Source organism: Actinomyces sp. HMSC065F11 (genome assembly GCF_001813085.1).
GTDB classification, from domain to species: Bacteria; Actinomycetota; Actinomycetes; order Actinomycetales; family Actinomycetaceae; genus Gleimia; species Gleimia europaea.
This window is the reverse complement of record NZ_KV811465.1, coordinates 154220-176802: the sequence shown is the minus strand read 5'-3', so window position 1 is coordinate 176802 and position 22583 is coordinate 154220. Positions and strand designations below refer to the sequence as shown.

Annotated in this window: 20 protein-coding genes; 14 read left to right on the top strand and 6 right to left on the bottom strand. The window is 54.4% G+C overall.

Annotation, left to right across the window (positions count from 1 at the left end):
• Nucleotides 1-37 precede the first annotated feature (37 nt).
• A complete protein-coding gene (locus tag HMPREF2891_RS01710; RefSeq protein WP_070663700.1) occupies nucleotides 38-793 on the top strand; it encodes an HAD-IIB family hydrolase in 756 nt (251 codons plus the stop codon).
• Here HMPREF2891_RS01710 and HMPREF2891_RS01705 read toward each other — a convergent pair.
• Nucleotides 785-1615 carry a TrmH family RNA methyltransferase gene (locus HMPREF2891_RS01705; RefSeq protein ID WP_034507428.1) on the bottom strand — a complete coding sequence of 277 codons (831 nt, stop codon included), beginning with the start codon at nucleotides 1613-1615 and terminating at the stop codon, nucleotides 785-787. The two genes, HMPREF2891_RS01710 and HMPREF2891_RS01705, sit on opposite strands and share 9 nt — an antisense overlap.
• A 129-nt stretch (nucleotides 1616-1744) precedes the next feature.
• Here HMPREF2891_RS01705 and HMPREF2891_RS01700 point away from each other — a divergent pair, with 129 nt between their 5' ends.
• Together HMPREF2891_RS01700 and HMPREF2891_RS01695 are read left to right on the top strand one after the other, a co-directional pair.
• A complete protein-coding gene (locus tag HMPREF2891_RS01700) occupies nucleotides 1745-2251 on the top strand; it encodes a hypothetical protein (protein ID WP_070663699.1) in 507 nt (168 codons plus the stop codon).
• An 86-nt stretch (nucleotides 2252-2337) separates the two neighbouring features.
• Nucleotides 2338-3384: a quinone-dependent dihydroorotate dehydrogenase gene (locus tag HMPREF2891_RS01695; RefSeq protein ID WP_070663698.1), complete on the top strand. Its 1047-nt coding sequence runs from the start codon at nucleotides 2338-2340 to the stop codon at nucleotides 3382-3384.
• A 143-nt stretch (nucleotides 3385-3527) separates the two neighbouring features.
• Here the strand turns inward: HMPREF2891_RS01695 and HMPREF2891_RS01690 are convergent, their stop codons facing one another.
• Nucleotides 3528-4130 (bottom strand): DUF3043 domain-containing protein, encoded by a 603-nt coding sequence (locus tag HMPREF2891_RS01690; protein ID WP_261666821.1) that lies wholly within the window; start codon nucleotides 4128-4130, stop codon nucleotides 3528-3530.
• Between the two features lie 95 nt (nucleotides 4131-4225).
• Between HMPREF2891_RS01690 and HMPREF2891_RS01685 the strand changes: the two genes are divergently transcribed.
• The 5 genes from HMPREF2891_RS01685 to HMPREF2891_RS01665 all read left to right on the top strand — a co-directional run bounded on the left by HMPREF2891_RS01685 (nucleotide 4226) and on the right by HMPREF2891_RS01665 (nucleotide 8532).
• Entirely contained in the window at nucleotides 4226-5572 is a 1347-nt protein-coding gene (locus tag HMPREF2891_RS01685) for a dipeptidase (RefSeq protein WP_070663696.1), read from the top strand.
• On the top strand, nucleotides 5569-6618 hold the full coding sequence (locus tag HMPREF2891_RS01680) for a glycerate kinase (protein ID WP_070620006.1): 1050 nt from the start codon (nucleotides 5569-5571) through the stop codon (nucleotides 6616-6618). Before HMPREF2891_RS01685 ends, HMPREF2891_RS01680 begins: the two co-directional genes overlap by 4 nt.
• A 77-nt stretch (nucleotides 6619-6695) precedes the next feature.
• The gene (erpA, locus tag HMPREF2891_RS01675; RefSeq protein WP_034507442.1) at nucleotides 6696-7040 is read left to right on the top strand and encodes an iron-sulfur cluster insertion protein ErpA; all 345 of its coding nucleotides are present in this window, start codon (nucleotides 6696-6698) and stop codon (nucleotides 7038-7040) included.
• Nucleotides 7041-7061: 21 nt separating this feature from the next.
• Nucleotides 7062-8054 (top strand): FKBP-type peptidyl-prolyl cis-trans isomerase, encoded by a 993-nt coding sequence (locus HMPREF2891_RS01670; RefSeq protein ID WP_070663695.1) that lies wholly within the window; start codon nucleotides 7062-7064, stop codon nucleotides 8052-8054.
• 82 nt (nucleotides 8055-8136) lie between these two features.
• Complete coding sequence (locus tag HMPREF2891_RS01665; protein ID WP_070663694.1) at nucleotides 8137-8532, top strand: two-component system response regulator; 396 nt, start codon at nucleotides 8137-8139, stop codon at nucleotides 8530-8532.
• Nucleotides 8533-8593: 61 nt separating this feature from the next.
• On the opposite strand, the gene HMPREF2891_RS01660 is transcribed toward HMPREF2891_RS01665, so the two are convergent.
• Nucleotides 8594-10291: an exonuclease domain-containing protein gene (locus HMPREF2891_RS01660; RefSeq protein WP_070663693.1), complete on the bottom strand. Its 1698-nt coding sequence runs from the start codon at nucleotides 10289-10291 to the stop codon at nucleotides 8594-8596.
• Between the two features lie 156 nt (nucleotides 10292-10447).
• On the opposite strand from HMPREF2891_RS01660, the gene HMPREF2891_RS01655 reads away from it, so the two are divergent.
• From HMPREF2891_RS01655 to HMPREF2891_RS01645, 3 genes are all read left to right on the top strand, one after another.
• Nucleotides 10448-11266: a lysophospholipid acyltransferase family protein gene (locus tag HMPREF2891_RS01655; RefSeq protein ID WP_034507446.1), complete on the top strand. Its 819-nt coding sequence runs from the start codon at nucleotides 10448-10450 to the stop codon at nucleotides 11264-11266.
• A 101-nt stretch (nucleotides 11267-11367) separates the two neighbouring features.
• Nucleotides 11368-12591, top strand: coding sequence for a pyrophosphate--fructose-6-phosphate 1-phosphotransferase (locus HMPREF2891_RS01650; protein ID WP_034507448.1), 1224 nt, complete (start codon nucleotides 11368-11370; stop codon nucleotides 12589-12591).
• Nucleotides 12592-12669: 78 nt separating this feature from the next.
• A complete protein-coding gene (locus HMPREF2891_RS01645) occupies nucleotides 12670-14025 on the top strand; it encodes a class II 3-deoxy-7-phosphoheptulonate synthase (protein ID WP_148131690.1) in 1356 nt (451 codons plus the stop codon).
• A 68-nt stretch (nucleotides 14026-14093) separates the two neighbouring features.
• On the opposite strand, the gene pknB is transcribed toward HMPREF2891_RS01645, so the two are convergent.
• Entirely contained in the window at nucleotides 14094-16262 is a 2169-nt protein-coding gene (gene pknB / locus HMPREF2891_RS01640; RefSeq protein ID WP_233187596.1) for a Stk1 family PASTA domain-containing Ser/Thr kinase, read from the bottom strand.
• A 90-nt stretch (nucleotides 16263-16352) separates the two neighbouring features.
• Here pknB and HMPREF2891_RS01635 point away from each other — a divergent pair, with 90 nt between their 5' ends.
• Nucleotides 16353-16691 carry an Rv2175c family DNA-binding protein gene (locus tag HMPREF2891_RS01635; RefSeq protein WP_034507452.1) on the top strand — a complete coding sequence of 113 codons (339 nt, stop codon included), beginning with the start codon at nucleotides 16353-16355 and terminating at the stop codon, nucleotides 16689-16691.
• A gap of 33 nt (nucleotides 16692-16724) precedes the next feature.
• Here the strand turns inward: HMPREF2891_RS01635 and HMPREF2891_RS01630 are convergent, their stop codons facing one another.
• The gene (locus HMPREF2891_RS01630; protein WP_070663691.1) at nucleotides 16725-17819 is read right to left on the bottom strand and encodes a polyprenyl synthetase family protein; all 1095 of its coding nucleotides are present in this window, start codon (nucleotides 17817-17819) and stop codon (nucleotides 16725-16727) included.
• A 207-nt stretch (nucleotides 17820-18026) separates the two neighbouring features.
• Here HMPREF2891_RS01630 and HMPREF2891_RS01625 point away from each other — a divergent pair, with 207 nt between their 5' ends.
• Nucleotides 18027-19961 carry an RNA polymerase sigma factor gene (locus tag HMPREF2891_RS01625; RefSeq protein WP_070663690.1) on the top strand — a complete coding sequence of 645 codons (1935 nt, stop codon included), beginning with the start codon at nucleotides 18027-18029 and terminating at the stop codon, nucleotides 19959-19961.
• A gap of 107 nt (nucleotides 19962-20068) precedes the next feature.
• Here HMPREF2891_RS01625 and HMPREF2891_RS01620 read toward each other — a convergent pair whose 3' ends face one another.
• The gene (locus HMPREF2891_RS01620) at nucleotides 20069-20281 is read right to left on the bottom strand and encodes a DUF7455 domain-containing protein (RefSeq protein ID WP_070620029.1); all 213 of its coding nucleotides are present in this window, start codon (nucleotides 20279-20281) and stop codon (nucleotides 20069-20071) included.
• Between the two features lie 118 nt (nucleotides 20282-20399).
• Here HMPREF2891_RS01620 and HMPREF2891_RS01615 point away from each other — a divergent pair, with 118 nt between their 5' ends.
• A complete protein-coding gene (locus HMPREF2891_RS01615; protein ID WP_070663689.1) occupies nucleotides 20400-22520 on the top strand; it encodes a DNA gyrase/topoisomerase IV subunit B in 2121 nt (706 codons plus the stop codon).
• The last annotated feature ends 63 nt before the right edge of the window (nucleotides 22521-22583 follow it).

The following is a 22583-nucleotide window of genomic DNA, read 5'->3' as shown; positions in this document are numbered from 1 at the left end:
GCAGTTTTGCCACCATCTTTTGCATTTTGGGAGAGTTATGCAGCTAAAGCTCGTAGCGTTTGACCTGGACGACACGCTCGCGCCCTCGAAATCGAGTTTGCCGGGCGAGGTTGGGAAGTGCTTGCGCCGCCTCCTGGATAGGGCGCAAGTGTTAGTAATCTCCGGAGGCAACCTGGAGCAGTTCCAAACTCAGTTGCTTTCGAACCTGTTTGCGAGTGAGGAACAGATGAGCCGCCTGCACCTGATGCCAACGTGTGGAACGCGCTACTACCGGCGCGAAAATGGCATCTGGCAGGCGCAATACGCGCATGACCTGGACGAAACGACCAAGCGCGATGCCATAACCACCTTGGAAAAATGCGCTAAAGAACTTGGCTTGTGGGAAGATAATCCCGCCGGTGACATTATCGAAGACCGTGGTAGTCAGATCACGTATTCAGCTCTTGGCCAGCAGGCACCATTGGAAGCAAAGAGGGCTTGGGACCCCACTGGAGAGAAGAAGGCGCGGTTGCGCGATGCGGTTGCCGTGCAACTGCCTGATCTTGAGGTTCGCTCGGGTGGATCAACCTCGGTGGATGTCACCATGAAAGGCGTGGATAAAGCCTACGGGATGGCCAAAATCATGGAGCAAACAGGACTGGCGATAGATCAGATAGTGTTTGTTGGGGATCGTCTTGACCCGCAGGGCAACGACTACCCCGTAAAGAAAGCAGGTTTCGAAACCATTTCTGTGAGTGGGTGGCAGGACACGGTGGGTGTTATTGAGAGCCTGATTGAAACCCGGTTAACTTAAGCGGCGCGTTGCCCAAAACGCAACCGCACTGGCCGCCGCTACATTGAGTGAATCCACGCCGTGACTCATCGGGATCATAACGGAGCTGTCAGCTGCACGGATAGTGCGCTCCTTCAAGCCGTACCCCTCTGAACCAAGAATCCAAGCAACCTTCATCTCGGGATTGAGCTTTACGCGTTGCTCAAAGTCGTCGAGACGAACCGTGTTTTCCCCCAATGCGAGAGCAGCAACGTGGAATCCGAGGTCATGGAGCGGTCTCATATCGGGCCATGTTTCAAGCCGAGTCCACGGCACTTGAAAAACCGACCCCATAGATACTCTCACAGAGCGGCGATACAAAGGATCCGCGCAGCTTGGCGTTACGAGCACTGCATCCACATCGAGAGCCGCTGCCGAGCGGAAAATAGCCCCCACATTCTTGTGGTCCACGATGTCTTCGATGATTGCAATGCGATGCGCATCTGCGATTACCTCTTGGACGGGCGCCAACTGGCGCCTATGCATGGCCGCCATTGCACTGCGATGTAGGTGGAACCCAGTGATCTGCTCCAGTACATCCTCACTCGCTACAAAAACGGGAACATCTTTGCCTTCGGGTCCCAATCTCGTCAGGGTTTCCTGCATTGAGTCCAGCCATTTTTCTGGAATTAGGAAAGATCGAGGTTTGTAGCCGGCCTCTAGAGCGCGTTCGATTACGTTCTTAGATTCGGCCATAAAAAGCCCGAGTTCTGGTTCCAAACGGGACCGCAACTTAACGTCCGTAAGTGACGTGTAATCCAAAAGCCGCTGGTCGCTAAGGTCGTCTACTGCAATGATCACCATGCCATTATCGCATCTTCCGCTTATCCCCAAGACTCTCAGTGTCCGCGCATCCACACCTGCCATTTGATTGAACTGTTAGGTAAGTAGGTTGCGGTCAGCATTAAGGCGTCCATACGAAAGGAGCAACAAATGCTGGTTGAAGAACAATCGGGCTGGACAACCAAAATTGGGATAAAGCGGATCTTGGAGCCGTACATGGTTTGTATAGAAAGCGACCGAACCGGGGAGGAGCTAGAAAGCTTTGTTCCGTTTCACGGTCTGGGTGCGAGCGCGGCAGAAAGACTCTTAAAACTGTTACCGAGTCAGCAGTTGGACGGACGGCAAAACTATGGGCCAACTACGCTACAACTGCTGCAGGCAGCAGCTGCCCACCCGGACCAGGTAGAACTGGTGGGTTACGCGATCGGCCCCACGCGCCCCGATGAGCGCGTCAGTATCGAGGGGTTTGTCTACTACGGTGCGCCAGATTTCCACGTTGAGGCGTTCCACGAAACCTCTTGTGAATGTGACGTCTTGTGGGAGTACTTAGAGCGCGAACTTGGTTTAGATTCGGCCCTTGATCGCCCCGATGAAATAACGAAGATAAGGCCATCTTGGAACCCGGGCCGAGAAGGCTGGTGGGTCTGGTGGGATTAATCGCCACCTATACCGCGTCTGCCAGGCACATGTTGAGTGGTTCCCACCTTGGTCTATGCCGAGCCTTGCCAATGTAAGCTAGGGGCGTGTACAGGTGGATTTTTGATTACGGTCTGGTTCATACCGACCCAGAGATAGCGCACGAAGTAGCAATCAAAGCGATTGAACTGGCTGGCTCAAACCCGGTTACAAGAGCTGGCATGGGAATGGTGTTTGACCATTCTGACACCTCCGTGCCCGTGGGTGCTACATTCTTGCCGCGCAGGCTAAAAGGCAGGCTGGGACTTGCCGCTGGAATGGATAAAAACGCGCTCGCGGTCGAGGGCATGGCGGCAATGGGATTCGGTTTCCTAGAAATCGGAACGGTAACCCCTCGTCCGCAGCCAGGCAACGATAAGCCCAGGCTATGGCGACTGCCCGAGTCTCGCGAAATCCGCAACCGGATGGGTTTTAACAACGATGGCGTGGAAGTTGTTAAGCAACGCCTAAAGAAGCTGCGTTCAACCCCTGCCGGCAGACAGATTGTTGTGGGCGCAAATATTGGCAAGAACAAGGTGACAGCTAACGAGGACGCGGCAACTGATTACGAGATCTGCGCCCGCGAGCTAGCGCGTTTTGTTGATTTTTTAGTGATCAATGTGTCCTCGCCCAACACTCCGGGACTTCGCAGCCTGCAATCTGCCAAGACACTTCGGCCAATCATCGAGACCACCCTGCAGGCCGCCCACGAAGCTGCCCGTAGAGATGTGCCCGTGTTTGTGAAGATTGCACCTGATCTTGCGAATGAGGACATCCTCGAAGTTGCCGATCTTGCCAAAGAACTTGGCCTTGCAGGCGTAGTGGCCACTAATACGACGATTAATCACACTTTGGGAGAAGGCGGCGTATCTGGCCCAAGGTTATTGCAGCGCGGCCTCGAGATCGTAAAAATGCTGCGTGAACACTTGAATCCGGAGCAAACAATCATTGCAGTAGGCGGAATCTCGACACCAGAGGACGCTCTGGCATACCTTGACGCAGGAGCGGATCTATTAGAAGCATTCACCGCGTATATCTACGAGGGGCCCGCTTGGCCCGGCAAAATCAACCGCGCTATAGCAAGATCTCTAAGGGAAGGTGCCTACGCCAAATAAAGAATGCGCGGGGCAGGACGCCCGCTCCATAGCTGGGTTAGGGTCGTGTTCAAAAGGTGCGTAGCCGCAAAACAACACGAGAAACCCTAATAAAATGTTGAGGTTCCCAATCGGGTGGGAACCTCAACATTGCATTTATGCACTTACTTTTTCGGATGCTCGCCGCGCTTGACCTGCGGCTTAGGCTGGCGCCACCTGCGAAGCATGATCATGCGGGAGAAGGTGTAGAACCAGTTACGAATCCACGGTTCGTTCGGCCACTTTTTTGCCGCGATCTTCTTGATCTGCATGTTGATGAGGATCGACTCGAACACCGAGAAAATCAACATGCCGTATGTTAGGTAAGTGACTACCTGGACAACCAACGCGGCTGTTTCAGGTGTGGTTAGCCTTGCTAGGAAAATCATCGAGAACATCGCAATGATCAAAACCAGCATCATTGGAAGTACAAACTCAGCTAAGGTCCAACGCGCATCCACGTAGTCACGTGTGAACCGGCGGATCCTGCCCTTGTCACGGGCCGGCATGTAGCGTTCGTCGCCGGTTTCCATTGCGCGCTGCTGGCGCTCCCATAGAGCGTTTTCACGTTCGCGACGGCGGCGCTTAGCTTCGCGACGATCCTTCGGGATCATGGGGCGACGGTTCGCGGCCTCAGCCTCTTTACGACTTCTGGTGGGACGACCCTTGCCAACTACCTCGTGAGCCTGATCGCCAGAGTGATCCTTAGACTTTTCTTTTCCAAACACGCTTCCAACTGTACCGCAGGGCATCTGAAGGCCTAAATAACAGGCCGACAATAGCAATATTGCCGAATAGTTCCAAGGTGTTTAACGTAAGGAGGGTGAATACTAAACAGCGACTTGAAGATCAGTTCGACCAGTTCGTGCGCGAACTCGAAGACATCGTCCGTATCCCCTCCGTTTCCTCGGCCTCCTTTGATCAATCAGAAGTTGAGCGCTGCGCAAAACACGTGGCGTCGAGGTTCGAAAGCCTCGGCTTAGAGACGCAAATCCTGCGCGCTCTGCGGCCCGATGGGACCGATGGAGCTCCTGCCGTGGTTGCGAAAACGCCAAGAATCGAGGGAGCGCCAACAGTTTTGCTGTACGCCCATCACGACGTTCAGCCAGGCGGAGATCCCGACAAATGGACCGGTAGCCCGTTTGAGCCGCAAATTCGGGATGGTCGTCTCTATGGTCGCGGCTCTTCTGATGATGGAGCAGGCATCGTTGTTCACCTCGGCTCACTGAGCTTGCTCAGTGATCAACTCCCCGTAAACGTAACCGTTTACATCGAGGGCGAGGAAGAGGTTGGTTCTCCCTCGTTTGAAAACTTCCTCACTAAGTACCACAAGCAGCTCGAAGCTGACTACATCATCGTTACCGATTCCGATAACTGGAAGCCAGGCAAGCCCGCATTGACTTCTTCGCTGCGCGGTGTAATCGATGCAACCGTAACGGTTCGTATGACCGATCACGCGATGCATTCGGGCATGTGGGGAGGTCCCGTCCTCGATTCCATTACCGCGGCATCGCACCTAATTTCCACATTCCATAATGACGCTGGCGAGGTTGCTATTGCCGGCCTTGGCGGTAGTAAGAGCGCGGATGTGGTGTACGACGAGGCGGAGTTTAGGGCTGAGGCCGGCCTGCTAGAGGGAGTTCGCATCGCCGGGTCTGGAGATCTTGCGTCGCGTATGTGGACACAGCCCGCCGTGTCGATCATTGGTCTCGATGCGACCTCGGTTGCACACTCGTCAAACACCATTTGGCCCGAGACTAAGTTCAAGGTTTCGGTACGCACTGTGCCAGGCACAGACGGTAGGGAAGCCATGGCGGCACTTGAGCGCCACATCATGGAAAACCGTCCGTTTGGGGCCGTTGTTGAGTTTGAGGCCGGTGAGATCGGCCCGGGCTACCAGGCAGACCTCGAGGCGGGTGCGGCGAAAATCGCGCATGAGGCTTTGTCGCAGGCGTGGGGAGTGCCATCGGTAAACATTGGCGTGGGTGGTTCAATCCCGTTCATCTCTACGTTCCAAGAACAGTTTCCGGGCGCGCAAGTGATAGTCACTGGCGTTGAAGATCCGCTTACCAACGCGCACTCTGAAAACGAATCACAGGATTTGAACGATCTGAAGAACGCTATCTTGGCCGAAGCACTAATGCTGCAAAAGTTTGCGGAGAAGGCGTGACATACACGTTCAACCACGTCGTGGTTGCCGGTGAACAGGCCGCCCTCGAAAGTAAGGATATAGCGAACATAATCGCCACCATTTTCGAGGGCGGCGTGTTCGCTACCGCGATTGACCTCGACACGGCTCACGCGGCTACCAATCTGGCCGCGATGGGGATGCACGTCTGTGCTAGGGAGCAGTTGGGTAACGTGCAGGCTTGGGCGGCCGAAGGCAAAACCACCTGGGTGGTGACGGGTCATGAGGAACCATCCGCGAATCCGGTTACCTCGTTGCCACAAAGCTCGACGAAGAATGCCGAGATCGGTGCAATCGGAACCCTGATGGAGCTGGCCGGCGTTCCTGCCAAGAGAGCATTTGCATCTGTGGCAGAGGTCAGCGCAGCCATCGGGACGGAAATTGAAGGCGAGGCGGACGCCGTCTGGTTCGAAAACCACGACCTCATGGCTCAGGTGCGCTTTCGCGCGCTAAATAGTATTGGTAATCGTAACCTCACGGTTGCAAGTGCTACCGAGCGCCCATTACTGGGGTTGGACTCAACATTGGCGCAGGGGCCTACCGGCAGTGCATTGGACACGGTCGGGCAACAGGCCGTGCGTGGATTGACGTCGTTCTACCAGAAGCTGAGTGATATTGGTCAAGCTGAACAGCTAGCGCCTAGCTCAATCTCGTTCGCGCGCGCGGTTGGTTCAGGAGCGGGACTTGGTATTGGTGCTCTTGCGCTAGGGCTACGCGGACAGCTAACCAGTCTGGCGGAAGTCTTGGCAGAAGCGTTTGATTTACGTAAACAAATCGCCCAGGCCGACCTGGTGGTCGGAGTAATCGACACTCTCCACCCGCAAACCATCGCGGACTCGCCAATCCGGATGCTGGGTTCTCTAGCCGCTGAATACGCCCTACCTTGCATTGTTTTCACACATGAAAGCTCCCTGTCTAATCACGAGTTATCCGAGTGGGGGATCCATCAGGCGTACGTGATCGATAGGGGCCGCGCGGACAGTGATGTTAGCCGCATATTGGCCGGAACGTGGATCAGAAAGAGGTAACCCGAGCGGTGCGAGATGCCAGTCCCACCCGGTTCGGATTAGAGTAAGCACTGTTACGCACAAGCGATAGGAAGAATATGTCTGACGAATTTCCAACTCATGAGATTGAGCTGACCGAGAACGCGGCCGCAAAGGTAAAGAGCCTGCTTGAACAGGAAGGTCGAGATGACCTTCGTCTGCGCGTGTCGGTTTCGCCGGGTGGTTGCTCCGGCCTCATCTACTCGCTGTACTTTGACGAGCGAATCCTAGATGGGGATCACATTCGCGACTTTGATGGTGTTGAAGTGATTGTGGACCGCATGTCCGTGCCCTACCTCAACGGTTCAACCATTGACTTTTTTGACACGATTGAGCGCCAGGGCTTCACTATCGAGAACCCGAATGCAACCGGCACTTGCGCGTGCGGTGAGTCTTTCCACTAAATCGCCATTTAGGAACCAACTGTGAAACGTAAACTCTTATCTTTAGCTTTGGCTACTACTCTTACCGCGGGTATGCTCACGGCTTGCTCAGATGATGCGGGCAAAACGCAACCTAGTGAAACTGGTGAAACCACTGCATCCACCACGGCCTCAGACGAAGTGCCGGTTGATCGCAATTACGATGGAGAAATTCCTGAAATCGGTGGTGAGTGGGGTAAGAGCGTTACTTTCACTGCTGCTAATGGGCCAGAACCTGACGTAGTTGTCGCAAAAACTCTCATTGAGGGCTCTGGTGATGAGGTTGGAGCCGATGACATAGTGGCTGCGCACTACCATGGCATGCTCTGGGATGGCACGGTGTTTGACTCAACGTTTGACCGCGCCCCCGAGGGGAAGAAGTCTGAACCCCTTGTGTTTAGTCTCAACCAGGTTATTAAGGGATGGAAGCACGGCCTTGCAGGCCAGCGCGTGGGCGATCGTGTTGAGCTCGTCATTCCGGCTGCCTACGGATATGGCGAAGCCGGTGCGGGAGATAAGATTCCGGGAGGCGCCACCCTGGTATTTGTGGTTGATCTGGTAGGAAAGCTTGATCCCACCGACACGTCCGCCCTTGAAAACGCGAAAATGACGGACAATAAGCCGCCTGCTGGACTTTCAATCGAGGGGCCGCTAGGGATGAAGCCAACTATCGCGTTTGACCATGACGCGAAGGCTCCCACTGAGGCTACGGCCATTGAACTGGCAGCGGGTAGTGGGCCGAAGATCGCCGCGAATGACGCGGTTAGCTACCACATCACCGGATCCCAGTGGGGCAAAGGTGATGATGCCGAATCAACTTGGGACATGGGGCTCGCAGAATATTCGCAACAGGCGATTGGGAACACCCTAGGTTTTGCAAATATGAGCGTTGGAAGTCGTGTTCTTGTGATTCATCCAGATACCCAGAATCCCGAAAACGCGATGGTGTTCGTAGTTGAAATTACGGGCGCTATGGACGTTTCGCCCGTTCAATAGCGCCAGTTTGTAACCGTTGCCAAGGCCAATACAATAAAGTATTAGTTAGCTCGCGCAGAGTTTAGTTTCATAGGAGAAAGACATGTCTCAAACGGGTGAGAAGGAAGCGAACAAGATCCTTCTCTACAGCGACAATTCCGAGTTCCGCGCTAACGTAATCGAAGCGGTTGGTGTACGCCCCGGTGCGGGCATGCCAAAGGTGGAGTGGGTTGAGGCTGCCACCGAAGAAGGCGCTGTAATGAAGTACAAAGAGGGAGAGTTCGACCTTCTCATCCTCGACGGTGAAACCCAAAAGGTAGGCGCGATGGCCCTGTTGCGCCGTCTGGAGGTTGAGTTCGACAACCTGCCTCCCTCGATTACGATTCTTGCTCGCCAGCAAGATTCTTGGATCGCGAAGTTCTCGGGCACTACGAAGATGTTGTACTACCCGATTGATCCGATCGAATTACAAGAGACGGTAGCGCAGCTACTTTCCTAACGGTTATTACTTGTGGGCGACTGTGATGAACAGTCGCCCACAAGTAATTTTCGTCCAGATGTTATAGGCGATCGGGACGAGGCCGAGGAATGTTTTCGAAGCGGGGGAACTCCTTCAAGTCTGAGTCGACTGGCCAGGCCCACGGATCAGGTGAATTCCATTCGATTAGCCGCGCACCGGGCTCGAGAAGGCTACGGGTGATCACGCGAACCTCTTCCCAGGAGGAGTAGGCTAAGTGCACGCTGGTTTCAGGTAGCGGCTCAAGCTGCTCGAGCTTGTTAACCCACGGCGCTGGCGACGTGAGCGGGGGAGTTGCTACGGAGGTTAGGAGTCTGCCTCGAGATGCTGCGTGAATCTGCCACCCTCCGCCGGGCAAGTGATGAGCCCAGATAATTTTTGTAGCTCGAGCAATCAGGGCCGTGTCTCGTGCCCGCTCTACACCCTGGATGTAATACGAAAAGTAATCGCGGATGCGGGCTGCAAGTTCAAAGTGGGACTGGTCTGAAAAGTCAGCCATTCGCCCCAGCAGGTTTTGAGAAACAATCTGCCCGCGTCCTTCCAAACACATTCTTGCGAGTTTGACATCTGGGGCAGCCACTTCTCGCAGGGGAATGTCTGAAAATGGCGCGAATTCACCGCCCAACGCCAACAAGATTGCCTCGCGGGCTTTGAGGGTGTGGGTGACTCGTCGATACGGACCAAGAGCCTGCGGGGCTTGATCGGAAGAAATCGTGTGCGCGGTTTTCAGCACCCCGTCTTCCATGATTAGCCACGCTGTTTCGAATTGGTGGCGCGAAGCAGCGTTGAAGGGTGGCTGTTCTTCTGCGATGGCACGCAGTTCGAGAACTCTGGCCTCAAGCTCACTGGCGCAAACTTCGATGCGCACAGATTCTACTCGCTCGAGCATAGAGTGGATTCGACGCCGCTTTTCTGAAGCGGAAAAATACGAGCGAACGCGCGAGCGCAGGTTGGTTGCCGAACCGATGTAGAGCACCAGGCCATCGGCAGACACGAATCGATATAGTCCAGGTTTTGCAGGCAGATCTTTCGCGATCGAAACTTTTTGTCGGTGACGGTACGGCACACTTTGTGCGGCGACCATGAGGTCTTCAAAGTCGGTGGCCCCCAGTTTTCCAAGCTCGTTCACCAGGCCGGAAAACACGTATGCAGTAGCAGTTGCGTCCGAAAGGGCGCGGTGAGCGCCGTCGTTCGAAATCTTGAAATGACGTACCAGCGTACCCAGTCGATGATTCGAAATAAGAGGGCGAGGGAGTACTGTACGGGCAAGCGCGAGGGTATCTACTACTTTCGGGCGCGGCCACTCGATGCCTGCGCCGGCCGCTGCTCGCGTTAAGAAACCGCAGTCAAATGAGGCATTGTGAGCAATCAAAATGCTGCTTTCAAGTTGCGCAAAGGCCAGAAATTGGCGAATAGCCTCATCTGGATGTGGGGCATCAGTCACCATCAGATTGGTGATTCCAGTCAGTGCGGTGATTTTAGGAGGAATCTCCATCTGCGGATTTACGAGGGTATTAAAAGTATCTACGACCTCACCATTTTTTACACGGACCGCACCGATCTCGGTGATCTGCGAGTCGGTTCCAAGCCCGGTGGTTTCAAGGTCAACCACCACGTAATCGCGACGCCAAACGGAGCCTACGAAGTCGTTTGTGTCGCTTCCACTATTGGGGAATGAGGTTGGACCGCAGGTATGCGATAGGCTGCGGCTAATATTGCTCTCGCCGACGCGCCTGACCATCACGAACCCCTTTTTGAAATCTAACCTCCTAAGCGTATCGGATGGTGGGAGCAAGATGACACTATGGGGCGGAAGATGCCAACGCGTCATAAACTGTGAGGATGGGTACTAGACTGAATATTTAGTGTTGCATTTGAATCCAACCGGGAGGAAAGCGTGCTTTACCAGGTACTCAAAACAGGATTTGGACCTTTACTGAAGGCTTTCTATCGTCCTTGGATTCGCGGAAAAGAGAACATTCCCGCCACTGGCCCAGCTATCCTGGCCTCGAATCACCTAGCTGTGTTTGACTCGGTATTCTTGCCCCTTATGATCGATCGCGAGGTCGTGTTTATGGGAAAGTCCGATTACTTTACCGGCACAGGGCTGAAAGGCAGAGCAACTGCGAAGTTTATGAGGGCAGTTGGCACGATTCCGGTTGATCGATCGTCTGGTAAAGCAGCGGAGGCCGCGTTGCATACGGGGCTTGCACGTCTGCAGGAAAATGAGCTGTTTGGTATCTATCCGGAGGGCACGCGTAGTCCGGATGGCAAACTTTACCGCGGCAAGGTGGGGGTTGCTCGCCTCGCTCTTGAATCGGGTGCCCCCGTTATTCCAGTTGCGATGATCGGAACAAACATTGCCCAGCCCATCGGGCAGAAGATCCCTAGTCGCCACCGAGTGGGCATCGTTATTGGTGAACCATTGGATTTCTCCCGCTACCGCGGCCTTGCCAAAGATCGATACACGCTTCGCGCTGTTACCGACGAGATCATGTACAACCTCATGACTCTTTCCGGACAGGAATACGTGGATCTTTACGCTGCTGATGTTAAGGCTCAGTTGGCTAAGGAAGGAAAGTTTGCCGGACCCGTTCCTGCCGGAGCGAAGGCGCCGGGAGGTCGCGAAGTTCCTGATGTCAGCGTTCCTGAACCCACGGAGGATGACGAGGTTGTTGATCTTTCCAAGAAGCTAAAAGAAGACGAGAAAGACTAAGCGATAGGGAAAGCGGCCCTAAAAATCTTCAAAAGATTTTCAATGTAGACTTGGTGTGTGCATTGCTGCGCAAACCAGTTTTCTAGGTGAAAGGTTCTTAGATGTCAGTCAAGCGAGTTGCTCTGCTAACTGCCGGTGGATTTGCACCGTGCCTGTCCTCTGCAGTTGGAGGACTGATTGAGCGCTACAACGAACTAGACCCAACGATCGAAATCATTGCCTACCAACACGGTTATCACGGTCTTCTGACTGGAACCTACGTGACCGTCACTCCGGAAGCTCGTAAGAAGGCAAGTTTACTCCACGAGTTCGGCGGCTCCCCGATTGGTAACTCCCGTGTAAAGCTGACGAACGCTAAGGACTTGGTGAAGCGGGGCCTCGTTAAGGAAGGCGAAGATCCGCTGAAGGTTGCTGCTGAACGCCTGCGTGCAGATCACGTGGACGTGCTGCACACGATTGGTGGAGACGACACGAACACCACGGCTGCGGATCTTGCTCACTACCTCCATGACAACGATTACGAACTCACCGTTGTTGGTCTGCCTAAGACTATTGATAATGACGTTATTCCAATCAGGCAGTCGCTGGGAGCCTGGACTGCAGCCGAGCAGGCCTCCATTTTTGCCCGCAACATTATTGGCGAGCACCGCTCGAACCCACGCATGCTGATTATCCATGAGGTCATGGGTCGTAACTGTGGCTATCTAACGGCCGCTGCTGCATACGATTACCGCAAGTGGTGGAAGCAGCAGGAATGGGCTCCCGAGCTGGGCCTCATGAAGGAACGCTGGGACATCCACGCTGTATTTGTTCCGGAAGATCACGTTGAGATCGAGCGCGAGGCCGAGCGTCTGCGCGCCATCATGGACAAGTACGGCAACGTAAACATTTTCCTATCCGAGGGTGCTGGTGTAGCAGAAATCGTTCGCGAGATGGAAGAAAACGGTGAAGAAGTACAGCGCGATCCGTTTGGTCACGTCAAGCTTGACACCATTAACCCGGGCGAGTGGTTTGCTAAGCAGTTCGCTAAGCTGATTGGCGCCGAGAAGGTAATGGTTCAAAAGTCCGGCTACTTCTCGCGTTCGGCGAAGGCCAACCAGGATGATCTGCGCCTCATTAAGTCGATGACCGATTACGCGGTACAGTGCGCGCTTGAGGGCACGTCCGGTGTTATCGGCCACGACGAGGAAGACGGCGATCGCCTAAAGGCTATTGCGTTCAAGCGCATTGCCGGTGGCAAGAAATTCGACATTAACACTCCGTGGTTCCAGGAGATGATGGCTGAGATCGGTGAGCGTGTATCGCCGGCTCCGTCGGTCGACTAACGTTAAGGGTGCTCGGCGCGCATTCCAGCTTGCGGGATGCGCGCCGAACTTTTACCTGAAAGGTTTACCCTAAGGTATATGATTACGGATCAGAGTTTCCCGTGGAATTCATGGCGTAGCTTCCCGGCTGCGCAGCAGCCACAGTATCCCGACCTTGACCATCTGAAGGCGGTTACCGCCAAGCTGCGCAAGCGGCCACCTCTGGTGTTTGCCGGCGAGGCCGATTCCTTACGTGAACAAATGGGACGCGCTGCTCGCGGTGAAGCTTTTGTACTGATGGGCGGGGACTGTGCAGAAACGTTTGACGGTTCTACTGCCGATCAGATCCGTTTAAAAATCCAAACTCTGTTGCAAATGTCGGTTGTGCTGACATATGGCGCATCCCTACCAGTTGTTAAGGTGGGGCGAATCGCCGGCCAGTATGCGAAGCCACGGTCTTCTGATACCGAGACGCGCGATGGCAAGGTTTTGCCCTCATACCGGGGCGACGCGGTGAATGATATTGCGTTCACCGAGGAAGCAAGAGTAGCTAATCCGGAGCGTTTGCTGGAAACCTACCAGCAGTCCGCTGCCTCGCTTAATCTAATTCGCGCATTCACCAAGGGTGGTTACGCGGACATGCGTCGCGTCCACACTTGGAACCGCGGTTTCACTAAGAATCCAGCGTACGCGCGCTATGAGGCACTCGCTAGCGAGATTCATCGTGCAATCATGTTCATTGAGGCGGCAGGTGCTGACTTTGATGGTCTAAAGGTTGTGGATCTGTATTCTGCACACGAGGCGCTTTTGCTCGAGTACGAGGCGGCGCTAACCCGTATTGATTCGCGTTCAGGGGAGCTGTACAACACTTCCGGTCACTTCCTGTGGATTGGGGAGCGCACTCGCCAGCTTGACGGTGCTCACATTGAGTTGCTTCGCGAGGTTCGCAACCCGGTTGGTGTAAAGATTGGTCCGACGGTCACACCGGAGGAGGTAATCGGCATTATCGACAAGCTAAATCCTGAAGGGGAAGAAGGCCGTCTTACTTTTATTACCCGTATGGGCGCCGATAAGATTCGCGATGTTCTTCCAAGTATTGCGAGTGCTGTTGCACGCGATGGGCGTCCGGTTGTATGGATTACCGACCCAATGCATGGAAATACCATCGAAACTGCGACGGGCGTGAAGACCCGTGACTTCGACACCATCATGAACGAGGTGGAAGGCTTTTTTGAGGTCTTGTACGAAAATGCTATGGTGCCAGCTGGTCTGCACATTGAGCTGACCGGTGATGATGTGACCGAGGTGCTGGGCGGTTCGGAGAATCTGGACGAGCTGCGTTTGAATGAGCGCTACGAGACGCGAGTGGATCCAAGGCTAAATCACCAGCAATCTCTAGAGATCGCTTTCCGCGTAGCGGAGTTACTGCGTCGAAGCGAAAACCTCGATGAGTAGGTAGAGCCGAGCTTTAAACTTTTGGGGGAGCAATCCAGATTGGATTGCTCCCCCAAAGAGTTAGCGGATTAGACCACGCGGATTGTTACGGTTGAACCGACCTTAACTTCGGTTCCAACACCCGGATTAACGGTTGCCACCATGTCTACGAGCATGAATACGCGGTCTACGTTTACAACTAGCCCGAGCTCTTCTAAAGCCGCCTTAGCCTCGGCCTCCGACATTCGGATCACGTTGGGGATAGTGACGGTTTCCGGGCCTTTAGAGACAACAATTGAAACCGGGTCTGTCCGGTGCAAGATCTCATCAGCAACCGGTGTTTGCGAGATGACAATGCCCTTCTCTACTTCGTTGCTGAACTCTTCGCTGGTATTTACCTGCAGCCCTGCATCAGAGAGTAACTGACTAGCTTCAGCAAGGGTCAGGCCTACAACTTTTGGTACCTTGATTGGCTCGCGCCCCTTCGAGATAACTACGTCTATGGAAGTGTCGTGTTTTACGCTCTCACCGGGGGCAACGGACTGGGAAATGACCCGCCCCTTTTCGACCTCTTCGTCGTAGGCCTCCTTCGTGTCGCCGCGGGTTAGCTTTGCTCCTTTAAGAAGCTCGTCAAGCTCTTCACTTGTGGCGTTGGTAAGGTCTGGAACCTCAACCATCTCAATGCCCTTAGAGAGCAAGATAGTAACAACGCCGGCCTTATGTACGCGCTCGTCGCTGGATGGACGCGTGTCAATAATGATGCCGGCGGGAACAACATCGTCAAACTTTTCTTCAACCACGCTTTGAATACCGAGTGCATCAAGCTTGGCGGTGCCATCCTTTAAATTTGCTCCAGCAATAGCGGGAACATCAATGTAGGAGCCGGGCCCGTACTCGAACCACCACCACGTGAAGCCGCTTCCAGCGGCAACAAGTAGCGTAATGATCGTGGCAATAACGAGTGGGGCCCGCCTGCTCTTTTTTGGCGCGGCGGGGATGGTGCGCACGGATGTGGTTGGTTTTGAGGCAGGCACGGGAAGTGCCACGGTCTCGCCCCGCAATTGGATTTTGTGAGTGGTTTCCGAGGTGACCTTGGGGGCAACATCCGCCTTGCGGCCAAGCAACGATTCGGGGAGTTGCGAACGGATCCGTACCAGGGTTTCTAACGCCTCCGCCGCGCTTTGTGGTCGATCATTGCGATCACGCGCGGTAAGTGAACAAACAAAATCGTCAACCTCGGAAGGGATCCACGATTCGAGCTTGGAAGGGGAAGGAATGTCCTTTTCTGCGTACGATTTCACGATCTGATAGACGGAAAGATCCTCGAAGGGCGTGTGGCCGGTAAGGCTCTCATACAGCATGATGCCTACAGAGAACAGATCGGAACGAGCATCCGCGTGCTCGCCGGCAGCGAGTTCTGGAGCCAGGTACGCTACTGTTCCCATTACGGATCCGGTGGAAGCGGCCGAAACATCCGAGACGGCGCCTGCCAGGCCAAAATCTGCCACCTTCAGGTTTCCGTCGTTTGGTACGAGGACGTTTTCGGGCTTGATATCGCGGTGGATGACGCCGCCTCGGTGTGCGGCTGAGAGGGCCTGGAGAACGGTCTCGGTGACTGCCAGTGCGCGATCAAGGGTGAGCGCGCCCTCCTCGTTCAAAAGGGTACGCAGATTTGATCCGTGCACCAGCTCCATAACCAAATATCCGGACCCCTCAATAATGCCCTGGTCAAAAACTGTTACCACTGCGGGGTGGATGATACGCGCGGCAGAGCGGGCTTCCTTGCGGAATCTATTTACGTAGTCTGCTGACTGCGCGAGGTGGGGATGCATCACCTTAATGGCTACCGGGCGTTCCAGACGCTTGTCATATGCCACGTATACGGTTGCCATGCCGCCGCGAGCCAGAAGGCGCTCAATCTTGTAGCGCTCGTCCAGAACCATGCCAACGAGGGGATCGGTTAATGTAGGAGCCTCGTCTTTAGCTCCCGAGTTGGCGGTTTCATCCGCCTGTTCCTGATCATCGGATTGTTCAGTGCTGGCAGAGTCTTCCGTGCTCGGCGCGTCTTCCGTGGCAGGCAGTTGCATGTCTATGTCAGAGGTAACTTCAACCTCGGATTCTTCGGCATTTTCAGCTATGTCAGTAGGGTGCGCACTCTCCGACGCCGCTTCGTCTTCAGAGCCCGGCGCAGGGGGAGGCACCGTGTTGGGGTTTTCGTCTTGCCCCGCTTGCTCACGCCAATTTTTAAACAATCCCACGCCGCGATTGTACGTGTAAACCTTGCAAATGTAGAACACCGCGGGGGTGTGCCTCCAACAAGGTGGCGGATTTACTTTAAACTCATAAGCATGATCGAATTATTGTCACAGCGTGAAGCGGCCGCGATGCTGGGTGTAACTCCCGCCCGTATCAAACAGCTCTGGGCGGAAAACGAGCTTTTGAAAGTCATGGAAGATAGCAAGCCAATGGTGCCTTCTCTTTGTATCGCACACGAGGAGGGGGTGCCGCGTCCTCTTAAATCGCTTCATGGCACGATGTTGATGCTGCTAGATGCCGGGTTTTCTCACGACGAGGCCACCGAATGGATCCTCTCCAACCACGATGGCCTTGAGGAGACCCCGCTGGAGCTACTTGCGAAGAACCGCGTGCGCGAAGTGCGTAACGCGATTTTGCCTCTTGCTTTCTAACCGCGAGTTCCAAACAGTAGAGCTTTTACATACCTAAAATTCGCGATTTAGCAGTACTTTCCCAAACTGGGTGAGGGCGGCCTCCCGCTCCTCGTCCAGTTTTAATTCGCGCATGTATTTGCGGCCTTCTTCGGCTAGGTTCGCAATAGCTTTCTCATGTTCGAGGCGTGCGCCAGAAGACTCAATAAGTTCTACCACGCGCACGAGCTTCTCCTCAGACAAGTTTTGGTTGCCAAGTGCGTCTTCTAAAAATTCTCGATCCGCTCCGGTGGTGCGCGATAGCGCCATTGTTATGAGGATCGTGCGCTTGCCTTCGCGAATGTCTGATCCAGTGGGTTTTCCCGTAACTGACTCGTCGCCAAAAACTCCAATCTCATCGTCTCGCATTTGGAATGCGACACCCCACGCACGCCCAATTTTCTCGAGCATTTCAACGAAGTGCGGGCTTGGATCTTGTAGGAGAGCACCCAGAACCAGAGGCCTCATGACGGAGTAGTGTCCAGATTTTAGTGCGATTACGTCGTAGACGTAGCGGCGAAGTGCCTCGGGATCAGACAGTGGGTGTTTTTCGGTGAGGACGTCCAAGTACTGGCCCCACGCAACCTCGGCAGTAATTTGCGCCATGTAGCTGGAGATGCGGTGTGCGGTTTTCGCGTCAAGATCTTTGAGGCTATGTTCGGTGGCCAGGTGGTTTAGGGAGAGCAACAGGTCGCCAACCAAGATTGTCACAGGCCCTGCCGCGTCCGCGCCTATCTCGCGCGCAGCCTGCACGTGTACGGACGGGATGCCGCGCCTGGTTGGAGCATTATCGATGAAGTCATCGTGCACGAGGGCGGAGCTTTGGTAAAGTTCGAGCGCAGCGCCTAGATTCATCGCGGTTTCGCTATGGCCGACATCTTCGCCACCCGCAATAAAGTTACCGATGGAAACGCCGAGGGCGCGCAGGGCCTTGCCCGATCCCACGTACGAGCGAGCAAACGAGAGGAATCGATCAAGCTCCGGGTGTGGAGCCAGGGTTGCTGCAAAGGTATTGAAGAAATCCAAGGCTTTGTGGTTCATCACCGGTGCGAATAGGGCTTGGTTAAACGCGGGCTTCGCGGCGTTCGAGGCGTTTCGATCCGTTTCCATACTATAAAGATACCGAATCGAACGAGCAGCGCCCTATCAACGGGGGTGAGGAGATTGTTTACCTCAGTTGGGCGAAAAATACAAGACCTGATTATAATTGGTTCTAGTTTCGTCTCTCACGATTAATCACAACCCGGTCAAGTGGTGCAGCCATGCGCCGATTAAAGAGTGAGAGGACCCTAATGTTCCCGTGGAAAGGAAAACTTCGTGGCAGTTTCTAAAGCCTCTAAGACTAATTCTAAGACCGCAGGATCCACCACTAGCGACGTTGAGGTAGCTGAATCTACCGAGTCGAAGGCAACTAGAAAGCCTGCCGCGAAGAAGACTGCCACGGCAAAGAAGACCGCGACTACGAAGAAGGCCGCATCTGCTACAGAAAGCGCCGCTACTAAAGCTGAGGCGGATGGCGGCACGCAAACCGCCAAGGAGGCTACAAAGGCCCCCGCAAAGAAAACGACTGCTAAGAAGGCTCCTGCAAAGAAGCCGGTAGAAAAGAAGGCTCCTGCTAAGAAGGCGGCGACGAAGGCCGCTGCTAAGGCCTCTCCTAAGGCAACTGAGGTCCCGGCGGCTGAAGAAAAGCCAAAGCCAGCGCGTAAGACTGCTACTAAGACCACACGTAAGCCAGCTACTAAGAAGGCGGCAACCAAGACAGCAGCGAAAACAGTTGCCAAGGCAGAAGAGTCTGAAGTAGTTGAAGAAAAGCCGAAGACTACGCGTAAGACCGCTGCCAAGACTACGCGAAAGCCGGCTGCTAAGAAGACAGCAACCAAGGCTAAGACAGAGACCGACGAACAGGCCGCTAAGAAGGCCGCGCCGGCGAAGAAGACTCCGAAGCGTGCAACCGCGAAGAAGGCGGCAGCTAAGCCTGCGGACGAGCTGGAAGTTAAGGACGAAAAACTTCAGGACGAGTCCGCAGATCTCGGTGAGGACGCTCCCGAAACTTTTGAAGACGAGGATGTCGACGACGACCTCGATCTTGACTTGGATTCGGCCGATTCGGCTGAATCAGCTGAGCTTTCTGACGACGAAGATGACGAAGACGATGACGAGAGCGACGCGGAGGACGACGACAAAGACGACGATAAGGATGACTCAGATTCAGCTGGATCTCGTAAGCGCCGCTCGCGTCGTAAGAAGAGCGAGGACAAGCAGACCGAAAAGGTTGGTGGCTTCGTAGTTTCTGACTCGGATGACCGCGACGAGCCTGCACAGAAGGTAACTGTTGCAGGTGCAACTGCGGACCCGGTTAAGGACTACTTGAAGCAGATCGGCAAGGTCGCGCTTTTGAACGCGGAAGAAGAAGTCGATCTGGCCCGCCGCGTCGAAGCCGGTCTTTACGCCGAGCAAAAGATTTTGCGTGAGGGCGACGAGATGCCGTCCAAGCTCCGCCGTGAACTACAGATCCTGGTGCATGATGGCCAGCTTGCAAAGAATCACCTGCTGGAAGCTAATCTTCGTCTGGTGGTCTCTTTGGCCAAGCGTTACACGGGCCGCGGCATGCTGTTCTTGGATTTGATTCAGGAAGGCAACCTGGGTCTAATTCGCGCGGTAGAAAAGTTTGACTATTCGAAGGGCTACAAGTTCTCCACGTACGCAACGTGGTGGATTCGCCAGGCAATTACTCGCGCAATGGCAGATCAGGCCCGCACCATTCGTATTCCCGTGCACATGGTTGAAGTGATTAACAAGCTTGCGCGTGTGCAGCGTCAAATGTTGCAGGATTTGGGTCGTGAGCCCACTCCGGAAGAGCTTGCAGAAGAGCTTGATATGACGCCGGAGAAGGTCGTGGAAGTTCAAAAGTATGGCCGCGAACCGATCTCTCTTCACACGCCACTGGGCGAGGACGGTGACTCAGAGTTTGGCGACTTGATTGAGGACTCCGAAGCGATTGTGCCAACCGATGCGGTTGCGTTCACGCTCTTACAAGAACAGCTCCACCGCGTGCTCGATACACTGTCAGAGCGTGAAGCTGGCGTTGTGTCAATGCGCTTTGGTCTTGGCGATGGCCAACCTAAGACTTTAGATGAGATCGGCAAGGTATACGGAGTTACCCGCGAGCGTATTCGCCAGATCGAGTCGAAGACCATGTCGAAGCTCCGCCACCCCTCCAGATCGCAGGTGCTTCGCGACTACCTCGACTAGGTTTAATACATCATTTTGTGAGGCGAGTTTGCGTCTCGCATACAAGAGGGGAGCGGCTCAAGGTGAGCCGCTCCCTTTTGAAGAAACTGTACGTAAAGTACGTGAGGCTAGTTAACCGAGGTGTATAGCTGGTCGGTGAAGTCACGAACCTCAAGCGCGGTCTTAGAGTATGAATCGCGAAGCTTTCGTGCGTGATGACCGCAGAACATTAGCGTGCCTGACTCCATTACGACCTCAACGAATGCCTGTGCGCCACAGAGGTCACAGCGGTCAGCGACTTTAAGTCCGGTACTTTCAGTAATGTTCGATTCGTATGTCATGCTTCCATTGTTGCAGTGCGCGAGCGGCAAGTCCTGTTTTGGCATTCGTTTTCGCGATCAGCTGAAGAGGGCCGCGTGGGAATGTTAGTTTAGCCGGATTTTCGCCTAACATGTTTGCGTGGCTAGTAAGAACAAAACCCAATCTAACGCGTCAGAGTACACGGCAAGGCACCTTTCCGTACTAGAAGGTCTGGAGGCTGTTCGTAAGCGTCCGGGCATGTACATTGGTTCAACGGATTCGCGCGGCCTAATGCACTGCTTGTGGGAGATCATTGACAACGCGGTAGATGAGGCGCTTGAGGGGTATTGCGACCACATTACCGTTACGCTCCACCCGGACTATTCGGTGTCGATCAGTGACAATGGGCGCGGTATTCCAGTTGATGAAGTGAAAGGTGTGGGCCTTTCCGGCGTTGAGGTTGTATTCACGAAGTTGCATGCCGGAGGTAAGTTTGGTGGCGGTTCGTACGGATCTGCGGGCGGTCTACACGGCGTTGGCGCGTCCGTAGTGAACGCTTTGTCTGCCCGTTTGGATGTGCAGGTAGATAGAGCGGGAAAGACCTACCAGATGTCATTCCTGCGCGGCGAGCCGGGCCGTTTTGATGATTCCAAGGATCGTACTCCAAACTCTCCGTTCACTCCGTTTGTGGATGCGTCCCAGCTGGATGTGGTGGGCAAGGCCGCTCGAGGTAAGTCGGGCACTCGCGTGCGTTTTTGGGCTGATTTCCAGATTTTCCCAAAGAATGAGGGATTCGACTTCGAGCAGTTACTTGGTAGAGCCCGCCAAACAACGTTCTTGGTTCCAGGCCTGGCTATCACGTGTATTGATGAGCGCGGTGACGAGGTTATCGAAGAAACACTCCAGTTTGATGGCGGAGTTGTTGACTTCGTCGATTTCCTGGCGGTTGATGGACCTGTTACAGAGACGATGCGCATAACCGGAGAGGGTGTTTACAACGAGACTGTGCAGCGCTTGAACGAGGGCGGGCACCTGCAACCAGTTGATATTGAACGCACCTGCAACGTCGATATTGCGCTTCGGTGGGGCGTTGGTTATGACACGACGCAGCGTTCGTTTGTGAATATTATTGCCACTCCAAAGGGGGGCACGCACGTCCAGGGATTTGAAGCTGCGTTGCTTAAGGTGATTCGCGACCAGGTGGATAAGAATCAGCGACGTTACAAGGTGACAAAGAAGGATGGGCGCATTGAGAAGGATGACATCCTGGCCGGTATGACGGCGGTTGTCACCGTGCGTTTCCCAGAGCCTCAGTTTGAAGGACAGACTAAGGAAGTACTTGGCACTCCGCAGGTTCGCCAGGTTGTCAACAAGGTTGTGAGCGACTACTTCCAAACCCGTTTCAAGTCCAGTAAGCGCGACGTGAAGCAAACCAATGATGCTCTTATAGAGAAGATTGTGGGCGAGATGAAGGCCCGCGTTTCAGCGCGTGTACACAAAGAGATATCGCGTCGCAAGAACGCTCTTGAAACGTCATCGTTGCCCGCAAAACTTGCCGATTGTCGCTCAAACGATGTGGATTCTTCCGAATTGTTCATTGTTGAGGGCGATTCGGCTCTTGGTACCGCAAAGTTTGCACGTAATTCGGAGCATCAGGCGCTGTTTCCGATTCGCGGCAAGATTCTAAACGTACAGAAGAAATCCACTGCTGACATGCTTGCAAATGCGGAGTGCGCAGCGATCATTCAGGTGATTGGAGCTGGCTCGGGCAGAACGTTTGACCTCTCGGCCGCAAGGTATGGCAAGGTTGTTTTGATGACGGATGCTGACGTGGACGGTGCGCACATCCGCACCCTGCTACTTACTTTGTTCTTCCGCTATATGAGGCCATTGGTGGAAGCGGGGCGCGTCTACGCGGCCGTGCCACCGCTGCACCGAATTGAGGTACCGAAGCAGGGTAAGAAACCGAAGGAGATTTTGTACACCTACTCTGAGGATGAGCTGACGCAAACGCTTGCCAAGCTCAACCGACAGGGACGTAAATACAAGGAACCGATCCAGCGGTACAAGGGTCTGGGTGAGATGGACGCAGACCAGTTGGCTGAAACCACGATGGATCCGGCTCACCGCACTCTTCGTCGAATCACGCTCGCCGATGAGGCCGCGCTCCTTGAGGCCGAGAAGGTTTTCGAACTTTTGATGGGATCAGAAGTGGCTCCTCGTCGTAGTTTCATCGTTGAGGGGGCAAACGACTTCGATAGGGAAAAGATCGACGCGTAAAGTATATGGCGCCTCTAGTAGTTGCTTGGTAGACGTAAAAGCTTGGCGTTGATTGGGTGGGCA